At 36.4% G+C, this 23,487-nt stretch carries 17 protein-coding genes; 10 read left to right on the top strand and 7 right to left on the bottom strand.

What is annotated here, in order from left to right; translation table 11 throughout:
- Positions 1-111 precede the first annotated feature (111 nt).
- The 5 genes from AC0IWE_RS14940 to AC0IWE_RS14920 all read left to right on the top strand — a co-directional run bounded on the left by AC0IWE_RS14940 (position 112) and on the right by AC0IWE_RS14920 (position 6,508).
- Complete coding sequence (locus AC0IWE_RS14940) at positions 112-807, top strand: hypothetical protein (protein ID WP_471793680.1); 696 nt, start codon at positions 112-114, stop codon at positions 805-807.
- Positions 804-2,564, top strand: a complete 1,761-nt coding sequence (locus tag AC0IWE_RS14935) for a hypothetical protein (protein ID WP_471793679.1) — start codon at positions 804-806, stop codon at positions 2,562-2,564. Before AC0IWE_RS14940 ends, AC0IWE_RS14935 begins: the two co-directional genes overlap by 4 nt.
- 16 nt (positions 2,565-2,580) lie before the next feature.
- Positions 2,581-3,315, top strand: coding sequence for a hypothetical protein (locus AC0IWE_RS14930; protein WP_471793678.1), 735 nt, complete (start codon positions 2,581-2,583; stop codon positions 3,313-3,315).
- Between the two features lie 65 nt (positions 3,316-3,380).
- A complete protein-coding gene (locus tag AC0IWE_RS14925) occupies positions 3,381-5,000 on the top strand; it encodes a patatin-like phospholipase family protein (RefSeq protein ID WP_471793677.1) in 1,620 nt (539 codons plus the stop codon).
- A 458-nt stretch (positions 5,001-5,458) separates the two neighbouring features.
- Positions 5,459-6,508, top strand: a complete 1,050-nt coding sequence (locus tag AC0IWE_RS14920; protein WP_471793676.1) for a DUF4932 domain-containing protein — start codon at positions 5,459-5,461, stop codon at positions 6,506-6,508.
- A gap of 21 nt (positions 6,509-6,529) precedes the next feature.
- Here AC0IWE_RS14920 and AC0IWE_RS14915 read toward each other — a convergent pair whose 3' ends face one another.
- From AC0IWE_RS14915 to folE, 7 genes are all read right to left on the bottom strand, one after another.
- A complete protein-coding gene (locus tag AC0IWE_RS14915; RefSeq protein WP_471793675.1) occupies positions 6,530-6,685 on the bottom strand; it encodes a DUF2256 domain-containing protein in 156 nt (51 codons plus the stop codon).
- 27 nt (positions 6,686-6,712) lie between these two features.
- On the bottom strand, positions 6,713-7,549 hold the full coding sequence (locus tag AC0IWE_RS14910) for a phytoene/squalene synthase family protein (protein WP_055911363.1): 837 nt from the start codon (positions 7,547-7,549) through the stop codon (positions 6,713-6,715).
- A 78-nt stretch (positions 7,550-7,627) separates the two neighbouring features.
- Positions 7,628-8,239 (bottom strand): MarR family winged helix-turn-helix transcriptional regulator, encoded by a 612-nt coding sequence (locus tag AC0IWE_RS14905; protein ID WP_055911361.1) that lies wholly within the window; start codon positions 8,237-8,239, stop codon positions 7,628-7,630.
- A gap of 41 nt (positions 8,240-8,280) precedes the next feature.
- The gene (locus AC0IWE_RS14900; RefSeq protein ID WP_471793674.1) at positions 8,281-8,928 is read right to left on the bottom strand and encodes an FAD-dependent oxidoreductase; all 648 of its coding nucleotides are present in this window, start codon (positions 8,926-8,928) and stop codon (positions 8,281-8,283) included.
- Positions 8,912-9,538: an FAD-dependent oxidoreductase gene (locus tag AC0IWE_RS14895; RefSeq protein WP_471793673.1), complete on the bottom strand. Its 627-nt coding sequence runs from the start codon at positions 9,536-9,538 to the stop codon at positions 8,912-8,914. The genes AC0IWE_RS14900 and AC0IWE_RS14895 overlap by 17 nt, the downstream gene beginning before the upstream one ends.
- Positions 9,539-9,692: 154 nt before the next feature.
- Positions 9,693-10,319, bottom strand: a complete 627-nt coding sequence (locus tag AC0IWE_RS14890; protein ID WP_471794049.1) for an SDR family NAD(P)-dependent oxidoreductase — start codon at positions 10,317-10,319, stop codon at positions 9,693-9,695.
- 88 nt (positions 10,320-10,407) lie between these two features.
- Positions 10,408-11,055, bottom strand: a complete 648-nt coding sequence (gene folE / locus AC0IWE_RS14885) for a GTP cyclohydrolase I FolE (RefSeq protein WP_471793672.1) — start codon at positions 11,053-11,055, stop codon at positions 10,408-10,410.
- Positions 11,056-11,676: 621 nt separating this feature from the next.
- On the opposite strand from folE, the gene AC0IWE_RS14880 reads away from it, so the two are divergent.
- The 5 genes from AC0IWE_RS14880 to AC0IWE_RS14860 all read left to right on the top strand — a co-directional run bounded on the left by AC0IWE_RS14880 (position 11,677) and on the right by AC0IWE_RS14860 (position 23,426).
- Positions 11,677-12,309 carry a LuxR C-terminal-related transcriptional regulator gene (locus tag AC0IWE_RS14880; RefSeq protein WP_471793671.1) on the top strand — a complete coding sequence of 211 codons (633 nt, stop codon included), beginning with the start codon at positions 11,677-11,679 and terminating at the stop codon, positions 12,307-12,309.
- 349 nt (positions 12,310-12,658) lie between these two features.
- Positions 12,659-16,789 carry a hybrid sensor histidine kinase/response regulator transcription factor gene (locus AC0IWE_RS14875; protein WP_471793670.1) on the top strand — a complete coding sequence of 1,377 codons (4,131 nt, stop codon included), beginning with the start codon at positions 12,659-12,661 and terminating at the stop codon, positions 16,787-16,789.
- A gap of 231 nt (positions 16,790-17,020) precedes the next feature.
- The gene (locus AC0IWE_RS14870; RefSeq protein WP_471793669.1) at positions 17,021-20,200 is read left to right on the top strand and encodes a SusC/RagA family TonB-linked outer membrane protein; all 3,180 of its coding nucleotides are present in this window, start codon (positions 17,021-17,023) and stop codon (positions 20,198-20,200) included.
- A 5-nt stretch (positions 20,201-20,205) separates the two neighbouring features.
- Positions 20,206-21,903, top strand: coding sequence for a RagB/SusD family nutrient uptake outer membrane protein (locus AC0IWE_RS14865; protein ID WP_471793668.1), 1,698 nt, complete (start codon positions 20,206-20,208; stop codon positions 21,901-21,903).
- Between the two features lie 8 nt (positions 21,904-21,911).
- Positions 21,912-23,426: a glycoside hydrolase gene (locus tag AC0IWE_RS14860; protein WP_471793667.1), complete on the top strand. Its 1,515-nt coding sequence runs from the start codon at positions 21,912-21,914 to the stop codon at positions 23,424-23,426.
- Positions 23,427-23,487: the final 61 nt, after the last annotated feature.

Genomic DNA, 23,487 nt, shown 5'->3' with positions numbered 1-23,487 from the left:
AATTTAGATGCTGTTGGCTTCCACTTTGGTGACAGAAACAATCCTCTGCTTTTTGTTAGAACAGATGGAGAAGTACACGTAGGCAATGGTAAAGGATCATCGTCAATAGTAATGCATGATATTGATGATGCGACTAGGATTTTACATACCAATAGCAACAGGATAGGATTTCTAACAGTAGGAGGAGCTTGGGGCTCTTATTGCGAAAATGATGGGGGCTGGAGAACGGACGCTGAATTTAGGGTGGGAAGTACTAAAATAAATGAGAGTGGCATTAACGTTACCGCTGGTAATGGGAATGGCATAGGTTTTTGGGAAAGTGGCTTTGCTGGTGCATACTCAATCTGGATGGGAGAAACCACAATTTATGGCGGTAATCTTTCAGCTGATGGTGGTAATGATTTTAATATGTACTTCAGGATGACGAACAGCAACCGAGGCTTTGTATTCAAAACAGGTAATGGCCAGGATACATTGCAGATTACAAACAATAAAACAACTATTAATGGGATGGTAAGTGCATCCGGAGGCTTTTATGATACTTCAGATCAGCGGCTAAAAACAGAAACCGATCAGCTATTTGATGCCAGAAATATAAAATCTCACACTTATTTTAAACATGATCAATTAGAAACTGGTTATTTTGCACAAGAAGTACAGAACTCAATGCCACATACTGTTAAAAGTGACAGTAATGGTATCCTTTCATTAAATTATACCCAGGTTTTGGTTGCAAAGGTGGCTAATTTAGAAGATGATGTTAAACGATTACAAAAAGAAATTAATTATTTAAAACAAGGCATATGAGTTGGAGTAGCTTAACAGGAAACCAAGCTGTTTCTGGCAATAATTTGCAAGAGGCTGTTAATGCACAAGTATTTACGCTAAAACAAAATCAAAATATACCTAACAATGATAAATGTCTTACTAGAGCAGAAATATCTTCGTTAATTGAAATATATGAGATTCCATCAGATCAAAAATTGGTTTTAAAGAATGAACTTGTATCTAAACCTCTATATACCAATATAGGTGTGCCGGATAGCAGTGCTTTTATGATTTGTAATAATGAACAGTATATGTTTATATCCGAAAAAGACAAACACCGCGTTATAAGGTATCCTATAGCTGGAGGAAAAGGAGTTGTAATCGCAGGTAATGGAGAATCAGGAGCCGGTAGTTATCAGCTTAATAGTCCGCTTGGAGTAGATATAGTAAATGACTATTTGATGATAGCGGATTCTGGTAATAAAAGGGTTGTATATTGTAGTGCGGTTGGTACGCCAGGAAATAATTTATTAACAACTATAATTAATTGCTTGAGCAGCGCAAATGCAACAGGTTTCGATATACCTGTACATGTTTCTGGTCAAGTATTTTCAGCTGCTACCGGTATTCAATCATTAGTGTCATGTAGATTGATTTCTTCAGGTAGTTCTAGACCAGTAACTATCGGAACTGCCAACTTAACTAATGGAAGTTTAAACTTCAGTAATAATTATCCCAATAATAGTTATGACTTGTCTGGATATGACGATATGTTTATACAATATACTGACATAGGAACTTTAAGAGCTAATTATGTAACTGCTGAAAGTGGTAATTTTAATTATTTTTACAGATCCTATAGGCTCGATAATGGACAGATTGATACTTTCCATACCCAAAATGCTCGATCTGAACCTTATGTGCCATTTGCTTTTATATGGGTGCCGTTCAATGTAGGAACCGGTATTAAAAAGTTAATTTCTGTTTTTGGAGGATATCTTAGAGTCCATATAAATAACGGAACTGGGAATGTTGAAAAAGCATTAAGTATACCATCATGGATGTCCGATATCAAAGGAATGTCTACTCAAAAATATCCTTCATTAGATAGTAGCGGTTATCCTCGTAAACCTATATTTATCCTTGCCGGCAACAGAGTTTGTAGATGGATGGATGATGGTTTTATAGAAATTATATTAGGTGTCGAACCAAATTATTATCTCCTGGATCCAAACGCTTTTGCAAATTATTCTTCCTCAATCGAAGCTTGCACGCTAACACCAAATGGTGAAGAATATTTTGGGCTATTTACTACTAATATTTCCGGCTCGGTTAATATTGGTGATACATTATATGTTTATTACTCTGATTTTTACCATATAATTAATATAGACTATTCATACATCAGTTATAATGAGTTTGGACAAAAAATATGGGTCAGGATTAGTCCCAATGGGGTTGTCATAGAAAAAGGAACATGTTCTTTTTCTAAAAACTTCAGGATTTCTCAAACCGCTAGAAGACTGACATTAAATGCAGATAATGGAGCAATAACAAGTGACCTTAATGTACTGGTAGAGTTTACTATATCAAATAATTCAGGTTTTGAGGAGCTTTCTGATAGTCGTTACATTTCATTAAGCGCTGGTGCTACTTCCGTCAATTCTTCAAATATCGTTGGTAGTCCAGATGATATTATTTCTATTAATAATATTTCTTTCACTCCTGCTACTAGTTCTGGTTATACTTTGTATGTTAACGGATATTCTGGAAATGATGAAATGATATTAGATTAATCTAAATTTTTATACCTTGAATGATTTTATAAAACTAGTTTTCCAAAGCTTTGTTCCTGCTTTCGAAAAAGGAATATTCGAAATTCGCTTCAGTTTTAAACGTTTAACGCTAAGGGTATTGGTTCATGATTTTATTGCGGTAGCATCATGTATTGGTTTTGTTATCTTACCAGCTTTTTTAGTAGGGTTTATTTTTTTATTACTACCGCAGGGAAGAGATACACTCTTACTTGTTGTTGAGAATTTATCTACTTGGAATTTTTGGCCCCTCATATTTTTGATGCTTGGAATTACTGCATGGAGTATGGTTTCAGAACTCAGTGTTCGTTATGCAATTTACATTTCCGATAATTCGGGCAAAAATCTAAGTGATGATAGGGTGATCTGGCGAAAAACAGTTCAAAAATTGCTTGCTGCAGTTTTTTTATTATGGCCATCGTTTATTGTTTTTATTGGAATGATTTGGAGTATGTTTACAGCCACTTACATGGATCAAATCCCAAGATTTTTGTGTTTTGGTATATGTTTTATTTTCCTTTATTGGTTGATGTCTTTTTTGTCCAATAAATATTTTCGTAAATCGGGTAAGGCTAGTGCTGGTATTTATTTGAAAACAATGCTTGGAGAACGATCTTTGCCCGATCAGGAACAGAAATATCTGAGAAAATTATATGGAATATATGAAGACTTTATTTTTTTGCATTACCAAAACCTTCTAATTTTCAAGGGCCGTATAAAGAAGACCTGTTAGCATTCTCAAAGTATTTTACAAAGTCCACAAATGATTTTACAGAGGGATTTCCGCAAAATCCTAAAGTGCTGATTGAAACACGGATTGTTCCTGCCGCATTTAAATTAATTGATCAAGAAAAAATACTAAAAAGCAGAGGAGAAGTATATAAATGGACTTACGAGATCCCATCAATATTTTATAAAGGCTTGCACAAACAAATTAAACTATTTGCCGGAATTTCTTTCTTATTGTTTATTTTAATTTGCTTTATACCTGGGTGGTGGCCAGTTTTTTCCTGGTTAGGAGCACCTGCTTTAATTTGTTTTGCATTTGCTTGTTATACTGGTATTTATATGGGACTTCTATATCTGGATAAGTCGCAACTTAAAAAATGGAAAATTTCCCTACGCTTTCTGTTAATTATTATTTTATTATTTTGCTCTATTTATAATCAAGACCATCCGGTCCGTATGGAAAAACATAAATCCCACGATCGCGAAACTATTGTAAATCAGTTTAATATTTGGTTTGTAAAATATAAAGGAGGCATTGATAACCAAATTTCAAAAAATAAACAACCTAATAAGTACCCGGTTGTTTTTATTTGTGCAGAAGGTGGTGCCCTACGAACTGGAGCTTACACCAGTTTGTTTTTAACGGGTTTAGGGGATAAATTGGAAAAGGAACATCATGTTAATTTTAAAAAATCAGTTTTTGCAATGTCGGGAGTTTCAGGAGGCGCTGTTGGCTTGGGTTTATACAATGCACTAATTTTCGAAAGCAACAAAGACATATCATCTGAAGAATCGGTTGAAATGTCTAAAAAGTTTTTTCTGCGCGATTCTTTATCACCCATATTAGGTAAAATGTTATTCGGTGATTTTCTCAATCTATTTCTGCCTTGGCATTTTGATCTCTTTGACCGTTCTATTGCGCTTGAAAAATCTTGGGAAAAATCCTATCAATCATTGATTGATGAAAAAGAGGAAAATATATTTTCAAGAAGTTTCGTTGCAAGAAAAACTAAGCCAGGTCAGCCGTTATTTATAATTAATACAACAGAGGTTGAAACAGGAGTACAATGCTGGGTAAGTAACCTCGTGCCTGATAGTTTATTGTTTAAAAATCAGAGAGATTTGCTAACACATAGATTAAATAATTTAAGTTATAGTACAGCAATAAATTTTAGTACACGTTTTCCCTTATTTTCTCCCGCAGCAAAAATTGGCGGTGAAGATTTAAAGCCACGCTTACACTATTTAGATGGGGGATACGTAGAAAATACAGGAAGTGCTTCTATGTTAGAGGTGCTAGAATTGCTAAAAAGTAAATCACCATATTTTAATCAGATAACCCCAATTGTAATTACTTTGCTATTTAGTGAAGAAAGTAAAACTAGCCCAAACATTAATTTTGGTAATGAGCTTTTAGAGGTGTTGAATGTTGTAACTCATATACGGGCAGGAAATAGCAAGGTTAGTAGATTTAAAATTATGCAATTTTTAGACAAAAACGGGAGTGGATTCGTAATTGATGCCCCTTTAACTGCACAAGAAAAAAAAGCCCCCATGAATTGGGTACTTTCTGCCCAAAGTATGGATAATATCAATCGTGACATACAGGATAAATTAAATAATAAAACACAATCAGGGATCATTCAAAAACTATTAAAAAAAGACTTGACATATTTAAAAATAAAATAGTATTATAATCTAATTATGTTTTATATTTTAATATAAGCTTAATAAAGTATTGATTATCATCCGAACCATTTTAAAATATATATCATTTTTATATGATTGACTATAATATGAAATTCTCTAAATCATTTGCATCAATATCTATGCATTTGGTATATATCATTTTTTTTCAAGATAAATAATCATTTGGGCTCAAACAAAAACACAGTTTATATTACACAGTGTTTAAATATTTTGATATAAAATATTTAAACACTTCAATGTACTTTTATTAGTTGTATTATGTTTAAACCTTACTATTCTCACTACTTTTTTATCAAAATGTAACATAGATCGATTGGGAAATGAAAATCTTTACGATTCTTTGCAGAAAGTATGGTAAAAAGGCGGGTGCTCAGTTTTTAAAACCATTTTTAGTTATTAAATTATGATTTTCCAACTCTCTTTATACATTTGTAAGTATGACGATAAAATCGCTTCTAAAATGTATTTTAGTTTTAATCATCACAATTCAGGCAAATGGATCATACGGGCAAAAAATATTTTCCATAAAAACCGACCCGAGAGTTGAGGCATTAAGTATATTCTACACACTTGCCACTGCCGATACACTTGACACTAAACCTACACCATCAACTTATTATCGTGATGTAAAAGCATATTTCAAAAAGTATAACAACCATCCGTCTTTAAATTGGTATAGAAAACTTAAAAACTGGGACGGTCCTGATATGGCTTCGTTGGGTCTTTTTTTATCAGAGGAGCATCCATTTAAACTAGTGAGCAAGCCAGAAGTTAATTATGTTAGAAACGCTCCTTTGGATACTTTTTTATTTCGCTTCAACACTTTTTATGAGGATTGCCAGGTATCAAATTTTATAAAAAAACATCGCTTAGAATACAACCGCATCAATAAAAAAGGAGAATTGTATATCCAAAAAAGTAAGATACTTAATAACGTGGATTCTTTTTACAGAACGAAGCGAAACGGTGAATACGTAATTTACACCGATATATTATGTAACCATGGGAGTAATGCAATATCATCAAATGAAAAAGAGTATGCCGGAAAAATAATGGCTAAAGCTGGTTATATTGAATATAAAACCAAGAAACTAACAAATGATAGTTCCGTTAATTTTGAACCTGCATTAAATGTGGTTGCCCATGAATGTAGTCATATTTATCTAAAAAATTTTGTGAACAATTATCACGATCGATTATTTAAGATCAAAGATAATTTCCTGACTACCGCTAAAGGAAAAAAACTGCCTGATGAGCAATGGAAAAATGAAGTAGACGAACTATTGGTAAGAACTTGCGTAGCAAAAATACTGGCACAAAAATTTGGGAAAGAAAGCGGTGAAGCAGAAATATCAAACCAGGCAAAGCATTTTAAATGGGCTAATGATTTGTATCTTTTTATGGATAATTACACCAGCCGCTACAAAAGCATTGAAGATTTTTATCCTGAACTGATTTCCTTTCTGGAAACCAAAACCAGTATATAATTTTTGAGTATCAAAACATTTTCAAGAGGAAATTTTAAAAGAATTTTCTCCACGGCACTTATCACTGCAATATTTCACTTCTTCCCATACCTTTGCCCATTTTTTTCTCCATAAAAAAGGCCTTCCGCAAGTGGCGCAAATTTTTGACGGAAAGTTTTCTTTTTTTACTGTTTTCATCTTTATAAACTACCCTAATCTTTTAGCTTATATTCTACCTGTACGTTGGCGTAGAACAGAGCTGAACATAAGCCTGAATTTATAGGCATTCGAAATTCTGATTCTTCCTGCCATTAGCTGAGCAGCAGTTTTCTTTCTAATCTTATCAAAAAGCTTTCTATAATAAATGTAAGCCAGGTATACACCACCTCTAGAAGATACTGGCAATTGGCGTATGCCTTCCAATGCAGCATCAAACTCACCTGCAATATCCTCTTCAATCGCCCTTTTCTTTTCATCCGAAAAATCAGAAAGGTCAACGCCTGGGAAATAGGTGCGGCCAAGCAGATAAAAGTCTGCATTTACATCCCTTAGAAAATTGATTTTTTGGAAAGCAGAACCCAATTTCATTGCAGGCTCTTTCATCCGCTCGTATCTTTCCATGTTTCCGTCGGAAAAAACGTATAAACACATCAGGCCTACCACTTGTGCCGAACCAAGAATATAACGCTCATATTTTTCTTGTGTGTAAACTTCCCTGTTAAGATCCATTTCCATGCTGTTAAGAAAAAGATGGATTAGTTTTAAATCTATGCCATACTTATTAACTACTTCCTGAAAAGAGTTTAATACCGGATTTAAACTTATCGAATCCCGCACTGCTTCCAAACAGTCCCTTTTAAACCTGAATAAAAGTGATGCCTTGTCATATCCATGGAAACTGTCAACGATTTCGTCGGCAAGCCTTACAAATCCGTAAATGGCATAAATTGGTCCCCTGATCTCCTTATTTAGAAAATTGATGCCAAGAGAAAAACTGGTACTGTATGTTCTGGTAACGTTTCTGCTGCATTGGGCAGATACTTTATCAAAGGTTTCTTTCATTGTTGTTGATACTGGTGGAGGACCACAATTGTGGACCGGATTGATTTAATTTGGCTTGTTAGTCCTTTAATATGACGATTACAGTTTTACAGCCGGGTTTTCATAATGAAAATCTTCTAGTTTCAGCAGCAGCCGGATCAGGTCCATTTTTTCTGAATCGGAAAGCGGACGGGTTACATTTGCCGAAGCAAGTTTAATGTCTGCAATACTTTCTTTTAAGTGCCGGCTGCCCTCTGGTGTAATATGAATAATCCTGCTTCTCTTATCTTTATCGGTAGATTGCTGCAGCGCAAGGCCCTTTTTTAGTAGTCTGTTAATAATTAACGTACCTGTTGCTTTTTCATGAATATTTGCTCTAATCAGTGCAGCTTTGCTCATGCTTCCCGCCGAGGCGAGAGTAATCAGGTAAATAAATTCATCAGGTGTAGAAAAGGCAGAACCTGCAATGGCCGCTTTTGCATGCAACTTGGCATACCGGTACAGGTGTACCAGCGAAGTATTGATCACACTGTCTGCCGAGCGCCCTTTTTCTTTTCCGTCCCAATCGGTATGATCCACATCAGCCCTTGGCTTTTCAGCGCGACTGTTCACCCAGCTAAGGAATGGAGCCAGCGCTTCGCTTGGGTTTTCATTGCTGCTTTCGTAAGTTTTAACGAGTGTTATCAGTTCACTTAAAAGATTGTACATCATGATGCTGTGGTTTGTATTTTTAACTGGCTGTTCGGTTATTTTCAGGTAGTTTGCCCTGTTTTCAGTATCTCATCAACAACGGTGCAGGCACTTTTCATGGCACCGTTTATCGATCCATTTAGCAAATAATCACCGCAGAGGTAGCACTTTGGCGATATCTGTGTTAATTTAGGATCAATTTTATGCCCGGCATGTTTATTATCCGGTAGGGCGTGAGGAATTGCATAAGTGGCCAGTAGTTTCCATTTTGCCGCCTGTGGATACCATTGTATTAGTTCCTTCCTTACTTGGAGTTCAATATCTGCAGCTCCTGGTAAATTTGCGGTTCTGATCGATACCGAAATAAGCGACTGCCCTTTAGGTGCATATGATGGCGCAACATGTTCCATAAAAGCAATATTATTAATCAATTGCCCACTTATGGCGTTCAAGGCGATTCTTTTTGAAGAGGATGTTTTTTCATCGCTAGAAAAATATAAGGTAAATGCATCTTTTTTGAGGTGAAGATCCATGTTTTGGTCTGATTGGGAAATATTATTTGTGCCTGTAGCAATAATGATGTATTCGGCCTCATATTTCCTCCCTGAACTGCCGAATACTACGCCATTTTTTATTTCTATGATTTTCTCTTTCAGTACCAGTTCATCCGGATTTAAACATTCGGCAAGCTGTTTACTGATTTCGCCCATGCCAAAGAGCAGGAACAGCGGCGGCACCTTCACTAAGCATTTTAAAAACAAATTCGAACATCCTGCTGGATGTATCTAGCTTGTTTTCGAGAAAAATCCCTGAAAAGAATGGCTTAAAAAATTTTGCTATAAATTTCTCGCTGAAACCCAAATCATTAAGATAAGATAGTGTTTCAGTCTCTTTTTTTTGAAATATTTCTTCAACGCTCGTGAATGTTAGCCTGGCCTTTAATTTTAGCAGCCGTAACTTGTCGCTAAGGCTACCAACAGGAGAAAACAAGGTTTTAAGCAGCATGAATGGCTCCCTGATTGGATCTCCGATTTTATGGCTTCCGTTTTCATCAAGAATTTCTGCCCCAGGAAGAAAAGCCTTTAGGTTAAGTTTTTTATAATCGAGAAGTTTTTTCGCTTCAGGGTAAGCAGTGAGCAAAACCTGAAAGCCCCGATCTAAGATAAAACCGTCTTTATGGTCGCTTCTTGCCCTGCCCCCTAATCCGTCAGACGCCTCAGTAACCAGAATTTTCCTGCCAGCCTGTTTTAGGAGCTTGGCCGCAGAAAGACCTGCTATCCCTCCACCAACAATAACCACATCGAATTTTTCGTTTTTCATAACTGTTAACAATTTTATGCCCAATAAAGGGATAGTTTTGGCTTAGCTAAAAACTGGAAATAGCGATGCGGTTCTTTCGAATAAAAGATAACTGCATGCTGTTTTAATAATCCTGCCCAATAGCACTCCTAGTTTTAAACTTTCTGTTAATCGGTTACAAATTAGTCCTTAAACTGCCCATACCACCATCTACTGGAATCACTTGCCCTGTAATCCAGCTGCTTTCTTGCGAAAGAAGAAATGCAATGGCCGCACTAATGTCTTCAGGCTCACCGTATTTTCCCATCGGATGTCTTTTAGCCGAAGCCTCCATTTTATCGGGTGTATTGAGGAATTTGGAGGCAAGTGGAGTATTGGTTAGCGAGGGCGATACCACATTTACCCTGATTCCGTTTGAGCTTAGCTCTGCAGCGAGTGATATAGCAAGCCCTTCCAATGCAGCTTTTGAGGCTGCAGTGCTTGAGTGAAATCCCATTCCTGTTCTGGCCGCTACAGAACTGATGAACACGATTGACGCTGAAGGAACATTTTTTAGTGATTTTAATGCGAGCTGTACAACGAGTGCAGCGCCCACAACATTTAGCCTGAAATCATCTATCAGGTCTTTTTCGCTTACCCGCGCAAAGGGTTTGAGGTTAATACTTCCTACACTATATACCACTCCGTGTAGCTCATAAGGAAGAAAGGAAGAAAGTGCATCGATATTGTCCATTACATCAATCGCTTGGTAGTGTACTGATGCTGGCCAGCTTTCTGAACTGTTTCTGGATGCCGCATATATATTTGCACCCTCTCTATCTAATAATTTTACCAGATCGAGGCCTATCCCTGAACTTCCCCGATGATAAGAATGTTTTTGTCTTTAAATCTCATTGCGCTATATATCTTAAAAATTCATTTCTCGTATCCATATCCTTAAATTTTCCACTAAAGGATGTAGTCACTGTTGAACTGCCACTGTCCTGAATTCCTCGTGATGATACACAGTGGTGATTGGCATCAATCATAACTGCTACATCATCAGTATCCATTACCCGTTTAATTTCCTGGGCAATTTGCACGGTAAGTCTTTCCTGTACCTGTGGCCGCCTCGAATAGTACTGTACAATTCGGTTGAGTTTTGATAAGCCGATCACTTTTCCATTGCTGATATAGGCAACATGTGCTTTCCCTGTAATGGGCACAAAATGATGCTCACAGTTACTAAACACAGATATGTTTTTTTCTACCAACATCTCACTGTAACGGTAACGGTTTTCAAAAAGGGTGGCCGCAGGCTTGTTTGCCGGGTTTAGTCCGCTAAATATTTCTTTTACATACATTTTGGCAATCCTGCCCGGTGTTCCTTTTAAACTATCATCTCTTAAATCCAGCCCAAGGATATTAAGTATGCTGGTAAAATGTTCCGAAATGAGGGCGATTTTGGTTTCGTCATCAATATCAAATGCGTTTGCTTTTAAAGGCGTTTCGTAATATTCCGGTTCAATTTCGTAATCTGCTCGATTAAGGTCTGGCATATTTATATGGTGTATTTTTATACTAAGTTATAATATAAAAGTTTATTAATATACTATTTGTTTGTGCGATGAATAGATTTCTTTAAATTTTAAAGTTTTATGACTGAAACATTTTTAATGCTGCCTGCATAATCCTGCTGATAGTTTTATTCTTAATGAAGGTTTTGTTTGAGTTTAACTTTAGCAATACATGTGTTCAGAATGGCTTTTAGGTTGAATAAGAAAATAAAACACATCTTTTTTAGAGCTGATCAGCATTCATTCTGCGAAAATTCCTTTCCCATATTAAGCAATTGTTAAGTATTTGTATTCTTAAATACGCATTTCAGGAATAAAATAATCAAAATGTTTATATAAAAATTTAACAATTCCTATCAATTAAGGTGCAAACAAACGTTTACAGGTACTATTATCCGCTGATAATTAGAATCATTCTATTTGTTATAAGTATTTAGCATTCAATTGTTTAACTGTGATTTTTTAAGCTGAAATATACTTTGGACAATAAATGGACAAATAGTGGACGGCTACCAGGCTTGACTATGTAACTTTTGTTACAGATGTTTACTATTACTAAACGCAATCAAACTTATTATTATGTAACTATTTATTCACTAAAAAATGTATAAAAGAAATACTGTAAAATCTCTTGCCATTTTCATTGCTGATGAACAAGAAATAATCCAACGCGGACTCAAGGATTTAATCTTAACATTTTGGCCTGATGCCGATGTGATTTGTGGCCGTTCGGTTAGTTCTATTTTATTGTTTAGTAAAAAATTGCCAAACCTGGTTATTACAGATATTAAATTAAATAGTAACGCAAAAAATATTGTAAATGAAATTAAAAGTATCTATAGCATGGTAAAGGTGCTTGTATTTAGCCATTCTAATGAGGATCAATATGCCATGCCATTTTTTAAAGTTGGAATAGATGGTTTTTTGCCAAAACGCGCTAAAGAAGCTGAAATAGTAACTGCAATTTCGGCGGTTTTAGCAGGAACTAAATATGTGAATAGCAGTGTTAGAGAAAAATATATAAAAAGCATTTTACCTTCATCTTTAGAAAAACCTTTTAGGTTATTGTCTCAAAGAGAACTTGAAGTAGCAGATTTACTCAGAAATGGATTTGGCATCGTGGATATCTCGAAACGATTAAACTTAAAAATGGGTACCGTTAGTACTTATAAAAGCAGGATATTTGATAAATTGGGTGTTTGTAACCTTATCGAACTGGCTACTAAAATAGATTAAGCCTATCTATAAGTTATCAGTTGATATATTTGAAATGTATTCTTAAAGGAATTGTTTTCAAAATAAACGGAATAGTAAAATATAGTTATTTGGGTAAGTTTTTGTATTACAATTGCTTAATTGTGATGGGAAAACATAGAATTCTAACGAGATAGGGTTTATGAGTGATAATTCATTCTACAAATCCATCTTTCTAAACTACGATTCAATACTAAATTAAAGTGGCTAAATGGTTCATTTTAACGCATTTAATAAACCCTGTATTTCGAATCAAAGAAAGCTGTAATTTCGCCTGGCAAAATCTATTATCTTCAATTTCTAGTATATTAGCTAATCTTTCCGTCTTTTTATGAGATTCATTTTTTTAACCATTCAATTTTTGTTGCTGGTCTGTAGTATTAAAGGGCAGGTGATAGAGCAATCGCCCCAAAATATCAGTCATAAAAATTATGTGATTAAAACCTATGGCATCAATGATGGTTTACCCTCAAAAAATACAACGGCAGCAATAAAAGATAAAAGAGGATTTATTTGGGTAGGCACTGAAAACGGACTCTGTAAATTCGATGGTTATGCTTTCAAAACCTATGTAAACGCTGCTGGCGATAGTACTTCTTTAACCAGTAATTACATTAATGCATTGGTAGAAGATAGTCAGGGCATTTTTTGGGTAGGTACAATGAATGGTTTAAACCGGTTTGATCCTGTAACCGAAAAATTTGAACGCTATTACCACAAAGAAAATGATAAACTTTCTTTAAGTAATAACAAAATCTGGTCCTTACTGATCGATAAAACAAATAAGCTTTGGGTAGGAACTGATGATGGCTTTAACCTTTATAACAGGAAATCAAAAACGTTTACCACCTATCAGCCGGATAGTAAAAATCCGTATTCCATTAAAGGTAAGTCAGTTAACGCTATTGCTGAAGATAAAGTGGGCAACTTGTGGCTGGGCAATTGGAGCAAGGGGTTAAATAAATTCGATCAAAAAACTAAACGGTTTACAAATTACGCACAGAAAGAAATTACCGGGCAAAAAAATCCGAATGATCTTTGGACGCTTTGCCTGGATGACAATGGAATAATATGGATTGGATGTTATTGGAAAGGCGATCTTTTCAGGTTTGATCCGAAAACAGAAGCATTTACTGCTTTCCAAGGTAATGGAACGGGAAACACATCTATATTTAGTGTTTTAAATTTAGGGCAAGATAAATTGTTGGTGGGTGGCAGTGCCGGATTATTTTGGGTAAATACCAAACAGAATAAATGGGAAAAACTGACCGGGCTTGATTTTTTTGCCAATGGTGATCTTTACAGGGATAAAACAGGGATGATATGGATCTGTGGAAAAAATGGCCTGAGTAAAATCGATTTTAACCAGTATAAATTTAACTTTATTCCACTTCCTTTTGGGCAGGCAGAAATTAAATCAATTATTTATTATGACGGTGCTTTTTGGATAGGTTCAAACCAGGGCCTTTATAAATATAACCCTCAAAGCCGTACCGTTGATAAATTTCTACATAGTGATAATGCAGGCAGTTTATCCAGTAGTCAGATAATAAATCTTGCTGAAGACCATAAAAAACAACTATGGGTAATGAGCGAAAATGGTTTCGACCGGTACGATAACCGTGAACAGAAATTTATACATCACCGCCATCATTCCATACTGGGTAGTTTTTTTAATGAAGATGTTTTTAGAGATTTAATTGAGGTAAATGATGGCGAGTATTACCTGGCTACTGATGCCGGTTTGAAAATTTATAACGATAAAACTAAATCCTATACGCATTATTTTAATGATCCAAAAAATCAAAACTCACTGAATAATAACCACTTGTATTGTCTTTTAAAAGATGCCCAGGGCAATATCTGGATCGGCACATATGGCAGTGGTCTTAACCGTTTTAATCCTAAAACTAAAAAATTTAATAGCTACATGATTAACAACTCCACAAAAGGAGGAATCAGTAGCAATATTGTAAATAGCCTTTACCTCGATTCGCATCAAAATGTTTGGATCTGTACCCGCGATGGTTTGAATAAATATATCGCCAAAACAAATACATTCGAAATTTATTCAAGGCAGAATGGCTTTACTAGCAACGTTTTTACCGATATCACAGAAGATAACAATGGCAACCTATGGGTAACCACGGAGCGTGGGATTTCACTTTTTGATCCTAAAACGAAAAATGTTAAAAATTACGATGAAAAAGACGGCGTATATGCCAATGCGGCCATTTGTAAAAATGAAAAAGGAGAAATTTACCTGGCTGGCAATAAAGGGATTGTTTACTTTAATCCACAGCAATTAAATTACAATAAAGTAGCACCCGCAGTTTATTTTTCTGATTTTTCTGTTTTCAATAAACTCATCGTTCCTGGTAATGGTTCACCATTGAAACAACCGGTTTACATGACCAAAACCATCACCTTGCCGTATGATCAGAGTGTGCTTTCTTTCGGTTTTGTAGCCCTTAATTATACACTTTCAGAAAAAAATCAATATGCTTATTTTCTCGAAGGTTTCGATCAAAAATGGAACTATAGCGGTAACGAGCACAAGGTTACCTATACCAACTTAAATCCTGGAAAATACACCTTAAAAATAAGGGCATCCAACAATGATGGTGTATGGAATTTAAAAGGTAACTCGCTTCAGATTATCATTACCCCTCCCTGGTATAGCACCTGGTGGGCATATTGTTTCTATGCGCTGGCTTTCTCCGGCCTTGTATATGCTTATCTTAAGTACCGCGAGCATCGTTCTAACCTTGAATTTAAGGTCAAACTTGCCCAGGTTGAAAGTGAAAAAGAAAAAGAACTTAGTGAAAAGAAACTTTCTTTTTTTACCAATGTATCACACGAGTTCCGTACGCCGCTTACCCTAATTATTAACCCTGTAAAAGAGCTGCTTTACAAAAACGACAAAAATGTTGATACCACAGACCTGAATATAGTTTACCGTAATGCAAAACGGCTTTTGAGTTTGGTTGATCAATTGTTGCTGTTCAGAAAAGCAGATACCTACGGAGGTAAATTAAAAGTAGCTCCATTAAATCTTGTTGCCTTGTGTAAAGAGGTATTTCTTTGCTTTGTACATCAGGCGAGATCAAAAAATATTGCACTCGAATTTATTTGTGCTGAAGAAGTGATTCCTTTTTATGCCGACCGTGAAAAAATGGAGATTGTGTTTTTTAACCTGCTCTCCAATGCGATTAAATTCACACCTGAAAAAGGTTCTGTAAAACTGATCATTGAGCATAAAAAGGATAATATTCAAATCAGCATTGAAGATACCGGTTGCGGCATCACTAAAGCTGCCGGAGAAAAACTTTACGAAAAATTTTATCAGGATGCAGGCAGTAAATCGGCAAAGGGAGGTTTTGGTATTGGTTTATACCTGGTTAAAAATTTTGTGGAAATGCATGGTGGTAACATCAACTATTTAAGTACAGAAAATATAGGAACAGCATTTAATATTAATCTGTTAAGGGGGAAAACTCATTTTATAGATGCCGTAATTTTAGAAGAAGCCTTGGTTGATACGGATTCTTCTTTATTTAAAGAATTGATAGAAGATGAGATAAGTGCAAATAAAATAGTAGAGGCCGCTGAAGAGCCGGTTGTAGATAATCAATTGGCTTTAGAATTAAAAACGCTTCTGATTATTGATGATAATATTGAGATCAGAGAGTATTTAAAGCAGATTTTTAGATTGGATTACCACCTTTATGAAGCCAGTAGCGGCGAAGAAGGCTATGAAATGGTAAAAGAACTGTTGCCTGATATTGTAATTTGTGATGTGATGATGGATGGCATAACCGGGATAGAGCTTTGCAGTAAAATAAAGGAAGATGTCGCTATTTCTCATGTACCTGTTATCCTCCTTACGGCAATTTCTGCGCCCGAGGTTAAGCTACAGGGGATAGAAGGCGGTGCTGATGATTACATCAGTAAGCCCTTCGATAAAGATTTTTTAAAAGCAAGGGTGGCGAGCATAATAAAAAGTAAAAACGCATTGCAGAAATACTTTTATAATGAAATTACCCTCAACTCCAACAATACAAAAATCTCTGCCGAATACAAGGAGTTTTTAGATAATTGCATCCAGATAGTAGAGGAAAATCTGACTGATCCTGATTTTAATATTGACGCTCTATCCGCTGCTATTGGCATGTCGAGATCTAACCTCTACCGAAGAATAAAATCCATTTCCGGACAATCCGCTAACGGCTTTATCCGGTTTATCAGGTTAAGGAAAGCGGCCGAAATTTTTATCAATACAGATAAAACCATACAGGAAACATCTTATATGGTAGCCATTAATGATCCTAAATATTTTAGGGAGCAGTTTTACAAGCTTTTTAATATGAACCCTTCCCAATACATCAAAAAATTCAGGAAACCATTCTCCAACAATATTCAATTAAATGTTGCAGTGAAAAAGGTTAACAACCCTAAATAAAAAATATTATTTTCATCCTCTTTTGTTAAAAATAGTCCTTATTTAACTTTTTAGGCCGTTTTCGGTTTGTTTACCCCTCTAATTTGGATTGTTTATACCCCTTTGATATTGGTTGTTGGAAGTAATTTAGAACCCACAAAACAGTTCGATATTTTATAACCTGATAGCAAACTATTGTCAGCAAAAATATTGGCCTGAGTTGCTAACCATATATTAAACTTGCAACCTAAAATGAGAAAAAAAGTTATGAAAGGGTTTTTGCCGAAATTCTTTACCGTTCAAACATTGGCATTTCTATTTATCCTGTCCATTAGTTTTCCTGTAATTGCTGCCTCAGTTTCTGCACGTGCAGATAAACAGAAAGCCATTCGCGAAATTGTGGTAACAGGTACTGTAACAAATGAAACCGGCGCTACCTTTCCGGGTGTGGCCGTTAAAATTAAAGGAACCGAAAAAGCAGTACAAACAGATATTAAAGGTAATTACAGTATTAGTGTTCCTGCCTCAACAGATGTACTTGTTTTTTCTTACGTTGGATACGTTAGCCAGGAAGAAACAGTTGGCACTCGTACAAGCATTAATGTTAAGCTTTTAGAAGCTTCTAAAGCTCTCGATCAGGTGATCGTTGTGGGTTACGGAACGCAAAAAGCCGCTACTGTAACCGGATCAATTTCACAGGTTAAAGGAAGCGACCTTGTAAGAAGTCCACAACCTAACTTATCGAACTCTTTGGCTGGTCGTTTTTCCGGAGTAATTGTAAATAACCGGAGTGGTGAACCTGGGGTAGATGGATCCAGCATTACTGTAAGGGGGATTGCCACCACAGGAAGTAACAATGTTTTGGTTGTAGTTGATGGTATTCCGGGCCAAATTGGTGGCCTCGAAAGATTAGATCCAAACGATATCGAAAGCGTATCTGTTTTAAAGGATGCATCGGCTGCAATTTATGGTAACCGCGCTGCAAACGGGGTAATTTTAGTAACCACTAAAAAAGGTAAAACAGGTAAGCCAACCGTAAATTATAGCTTTAACCAGGGTTTTGGTTCTCCAACACGTTTGCCTAAAATGGCTGATGCTGCAACCTATGCGCAAATTATGAACGAAATTAATTTCGATTCAAATCCAGCAGGTGGCTTAAACCAGTCTTACACCGCGGAGCAGATTGAAAAGTTTCGCAATGGATCTGATCCACTTTTATTTCCAAATACCGACTGGATCGACCAAACCCTTAAAAAAACTGCACTCCAGAGTCAGCATAGCTTGTCTGTTAACGGAGGAAGCGAAGATGTAAAATATTATTTATCCCTGGGTACTATCGCGCAGGATGGTTTGTACAAAAATGGAACAACCAAGTACAATCAATATAATTTCAGGAGTAATATAGATGCTAATGTTTCCAAATATATCAAAGTTGGATTATCAGTATCGGGCAGACAGGAAAACCGCTTATTCCCACAAACAGGAGCTGGCGATGTATTCAGGTCTATTTACAGGGCAAAGCCGATTGCTGCAGCATTTTACCCGAACGGTTTGCCAACAACGGGTATCGAAAATTCCAACCCGGCAGTACAGGTTACCGATATCGGTGGAACCAATAAAAATCCTACACAGGTACTTAATGGTATTTTGAGGGCCAGCGTTATTATTCCAGGCGTACAAGGTCTTTCTGTTGATGGCTTCTTTTCAGCAGATAAATCAAATGTGTTCAGCAAAAGTTTTAGCAAACCATACCTGTTGTATCAATTTGATCCAAGTACAAACATTTATAAAAGCGTAATCGTTGGTGGCAATAATCAAAAAGCTACTTTAACCGAAAGCCATAGAAATGAATCGTTATTAACTGCAAACGTTAAGTTAAATTATGTACGTAAGTTCGATTTGCACGATATTAATGCATTTGTAGGCTATGAGCAAAGCGAAAACCATTTAGAGTATTTCGATGCACAACGTTTTAACTTCCTTTCAAGTTCACTGCCTGAACTTTCGCAGGGAGGTACAGCAGCTACTGATTTCCTTAATTCAGGTTACAGCTCTAATTATAACCGCCGAAGCATCATCAGTCGTTTGGCCTATACTTACGATGATAAGTATTTGTTTGAAGGGCAATTGCGTGTAGATGGATCTTCGATTTTTCCACAGGGTAAACAGTATGGGGTTTTCCCTTCAGCCTCTGCTGGTTGGGTAATTTCTAAAGAAAAATGGTTTAATGAAAGTGTTAGCTTTGTTAATAATTTAAAAATAAGGGCATCTTACGGTGCGTTAGGTAACGATAATGTAAACGGTTTCCAATATTTTGATAACTATGTGTTGGTAGGTAATGGGTTTGTAGCCAAAGATGCAAGTAATGCACTAACGATACAGCCTGGAGTAAACCTGGTAAAACTGGCGAACCCAAATATTACCTGGGAGGTGGCTAAAAAATTAGATATTGGTATTAATGCCACGGTATTTAAGAACTTCAGTATTGAAGCAATTTACTTCCAGCAAAAAAGATCTGATATTTTAACCACCCGTAATGCTTCACTACCAGGTTCATCAGGTATTGTTAATCCATATGATGATAAGAGTGTGAATTATACACCTTTAGTTCCGTCAGAAAATATTGGTAAAGTAAACAGCAATGGTTTTGAAGCTACTTTAGGGTACAACCACAATGGCGAGAATTTTAGATGGAATCTATCTGGTAACGTCACTTATGCTAAAAACAAAGTTGTCTTCATTGATGAGGCCAGTGGTACTTTAGATTATCAGCGCCAAACCGGCAGGCCATTAAATTCTTACCTGTTGTATAATAGCATTGGTATTTTTAGAACACAGCAAGAGCTTGATGCTTATCCTCATGTTAGCGGAGCTAAAGTTGGAGATCTTAAATACCTGGATTATAACAATGATGGTAAAATCACTGCAGATGATCAAACCAGATCTGAGTATAGCAATATTCCTCAAATTACTTATGGCTTGAACTTCAGTGCATCTTACAAAAATTTCGATCTGTCATTCGTATTATCAGGTCAGGGAAAAGTGAGTCAATATGTTTTGCCTGAGGCGGGTAGTGTAGGTAATTTTTACAGCAGTTGGGCCGATAACAGGTTTAGTGCTGCAAACCCTAACGGAACTTATCCAAGGGTTACTGATCGTGCATCTAATGCCATCAGTGGCGGGCAGTACACCAATAATTTCTGGTTAAATGATGCTTCATTTTTAAGGCTTAAAAACGTAGAACTTGCTTATAACCTGAAAGCTTCGTTTTTACAGAAAATAAATGTTTCAGGCTTAAGGTTGTACGCCAGTGCCTTTAACCTCTTAACTTTTTCAAAGGTTAAAGATTATGATCCTGAAGGAAACAGTGGCAGTGGTCAATTTTATCCACAGCAACGCATTATTAATCTGGGCGCTAACATTAAATTCTAACCACCATGAACACAAAATCAACATATAAAATATTATTCGGCCTATCATTCATAGCATTGAGTATAACAGGCTGTAAAAAAGAATTTTTAAATGTAGAGCCAACAGACCGGATTTCTACAACCACCATAGAAAGTGATACCTCAGTTTTAGAAGCTTATATAACCAACAGGTACATTGGTACCCGCTTGCAGGATAAAGAAGGCGATGGCTCTGCGCCATCATTTGGCAGGGGTTTCGAATACAGCATGTGGAGTTCTTATACTGATGAATCTGTTTACAATAACGACGATTTTACCTGGTTGATTCAAAGAGGGCAGTTGGCTCCTGAAAATTTAGGTAGTGCTGGTGTTTATTGGGGTAGAAGCTATAAAAGCATTAGGGAATGTAATTATGGACTTGGATTACTTGCTAAAATTGAAATGAGTGCGGCCCATAAAAAACAATTGGTTGCCGAACTTAAATTTGTGAGGGCTTTCCGCTACCATGATTTAATCCGTAATTACGGTGGAGTAGTTTTGATGGGCGATAAGGTTACCAACCTAACCGATAACTTACAGGATCCAGCGTTATTTGAGCGCGTAACTATAAAACAAAGTATTGATTATGTAGTAAAACAGCTTGATGAAGCAGCAGCTGATTTACCACTAAATAACGATAATGGATGGTTGCCTGGCAGAGCTACCAAAGGTGCAGCATTGGCGCTTAAATCTCGCTTGCTTTTATATGCGGCCAGTCCATTGTATAATGCAGGTAGCTGGGAGGCAGCAGCGGCAGCAGCACAAGCTGTTATCAGTTTAAATAAATATGGTATCTATAGCGGTGGCTATGAAAACCTGTTTTTGAATGATGATAATAATGAAATCATCTTTGCCAGATTATTTACTAAAAATGCCAATCATACACACCTTGAGATTGCAAATGGACCAAATGGGTACGGTGGCTGGGGAGGAAACCTTCCGATGCAGAATTTGGTTGATGATTATGAAATGGCCAACGGAAAACCGATTACTGACCCTACTTCTGGCTATGATGCAAATAATCCTTATATCAATCGTGACCCTCGCTTTGCCGCTACTATTTTATACAACGGTGCAGCATACCGCGAGCGAAATGTAGAAACCTTTGTTCCGGGAGGAAAAGATAGTAAAGATGGAATTGATAACTGGAATACAACAAAGACCGGGTATTACCTTAAAAAATTTATGAATAAAGCTTATCCTTTACAAAATCCTTGGGGCAATGCAGGTTTTCAACCGTGGATCTATTTTAGATACGCAGAAATTTTGCTTAATTATGCTGAAGCTGCAAATGAAGCTTACGGACCAAATGCTGTTCCAGCCGGATCAACAATGTCTGCTATTCAAGCTATAAATATGGTAAGGGCCAGAGCCGGAGTAAATATGCCTGCCTTACTTGGATTAACACAATCTCAAGTACGCGATGCAGTACGTTACGAACGCCGGGTTGAACTTGCATTTGAAGAACATCGTTTTTATGATGTAAGGAGATGGAAAATTGCAGATGTTACCGAAAATAAACCTGCAACAGGTATTATCGTTACCAAAACAGAAACCGGATTTACATACAGCCCTAAAATTGCTTTGGATGGACGTAAATTTGAAACTAAACACTATTGGTTACCAATTCCAAGAGCAGAAATTCTAGCTTCGGGTGGTAAATTGCAGCAAAATCCTGGATATTAATTTTTTAAATGATGAGATTACAAAAGCATACCAATCCTTTTTTTATTTTTCTTGTCTTGTTTTTTTACAGTGCATTTGCCATTGCGCAAAATAAAATTGTAAAAATCGAAATTGATCCATCAATTCAATTTCAGATGATTGAAGGTTTTGGTGCTTCTGATGCATGGTCTTGTCAGTTTGCAGGATTATGGCCTGACGAAAAAAAGAATAAAATGGCCGACTTGCTGTTTAGTTCAAAAATGACTGATACCGGCCAACCGGTTGGTATTGGTTTAAATATGTGGCGTTTTAGCATCGGTGCAGGTAGCGCAGCACAACATAAGGAAAGTGATATTGGCGACGAATGGCGTCGCCAATTATCCTTTCTACAGCCAGATGGGCAATACAACTGGAATGCAATGCCAGGCCAAACCTGGTTTTTGAAAGCAGCAAAAATACGTGGAGTAAAGCAATTTATTGGCTTTGTAAATAGTCCGCATGTAAACTTTACTAAAAATGGCAAAGCCTACTCAACGGATGGCAAATGCAACCTCAATTTTGATAAGCTTGATGCATTTTCGACCGATATGGTAGAAACAATTAAAGGATTAAAAACCACAACAGGAATAGAGTTGGCCTATTTAAGTCCAGCAAACGAACCCCAGTGGAAATGGAATGAACACAACCAGGAAGGCTGTCCGTATACCAATTCAGAATTGGCACAGCTTTACAAAGGTGTAAATAAAGCATTCGCGGCAAATCAGATCAAAACAAAAATACAGATCGGTGAGGCAGGACAGCTTGATTATTTATACAATAACGGCAATAGTGAAAAAGGAAATCAGGTTGACCAATTTTTCAACGCTTCATCCCCAAATTATGTAGGGAACCTTTCACATTTAGATCAATCGATTTCAGGCCACAGTTATTTTACCACAAGTCCTGAGCAAAAATTCATCAACACCCGGAAAAAAACTGCCGAAGCAGTGGCCCAAATCAAAGGTTTGAGGTACTGGATGTCTGAATACTGTATTTTGGGAGATAGTTTGATGAAGGGCGAAAAGCGTGATCTTGGCATTGCCCCGGCACTTTTTATTGCAAAATTGATTCATCACGATCTTGTACTGTCAAATGCTACTTCCTGGCAATGGTGGTTGGCAATATCATCAGGCGATTATAAGGATGGGTTGGTTTACATCGACAAAAACAAAAACGACGGACAAGTTTACGATAGTAAAATGTTATGGGCTTTGGGTAATTACAGTCGCTTTATTGGCGAAGGCAGTAAACGGCTTTTGGTAAAAGGCGAAGCAAACCAGGTTTTTGTATCTTCTTATCAAAACGAAAAAAAACTGGTAACGGTTGCGGTTAACTTAACAGAAAATGATCTCGATCTTGATATCAATGTAAAAGGGAAAAAACAAAGTGTTGTGCAAACCTATGTTACTTCAACTGAATACAATTTAACACCTTTTAAAAAATATAAAAATACTAAAAGTGTTCGTATACCTGCTAAATCTATCACCACAATACTTAGTAATTAGGCTTAACAATCATTAATAACGCTCTCAATTTTTAACTCCCCATTTGGTTTGAGCTGAAAAG

Source organism: Pedobacter sp. AC402 (assembly GCF_979252805.1).
Note: the sequence above shows the minus strand (reverse complement) of the source record. Positions and strands in the feature narration are given on the sequence as shown.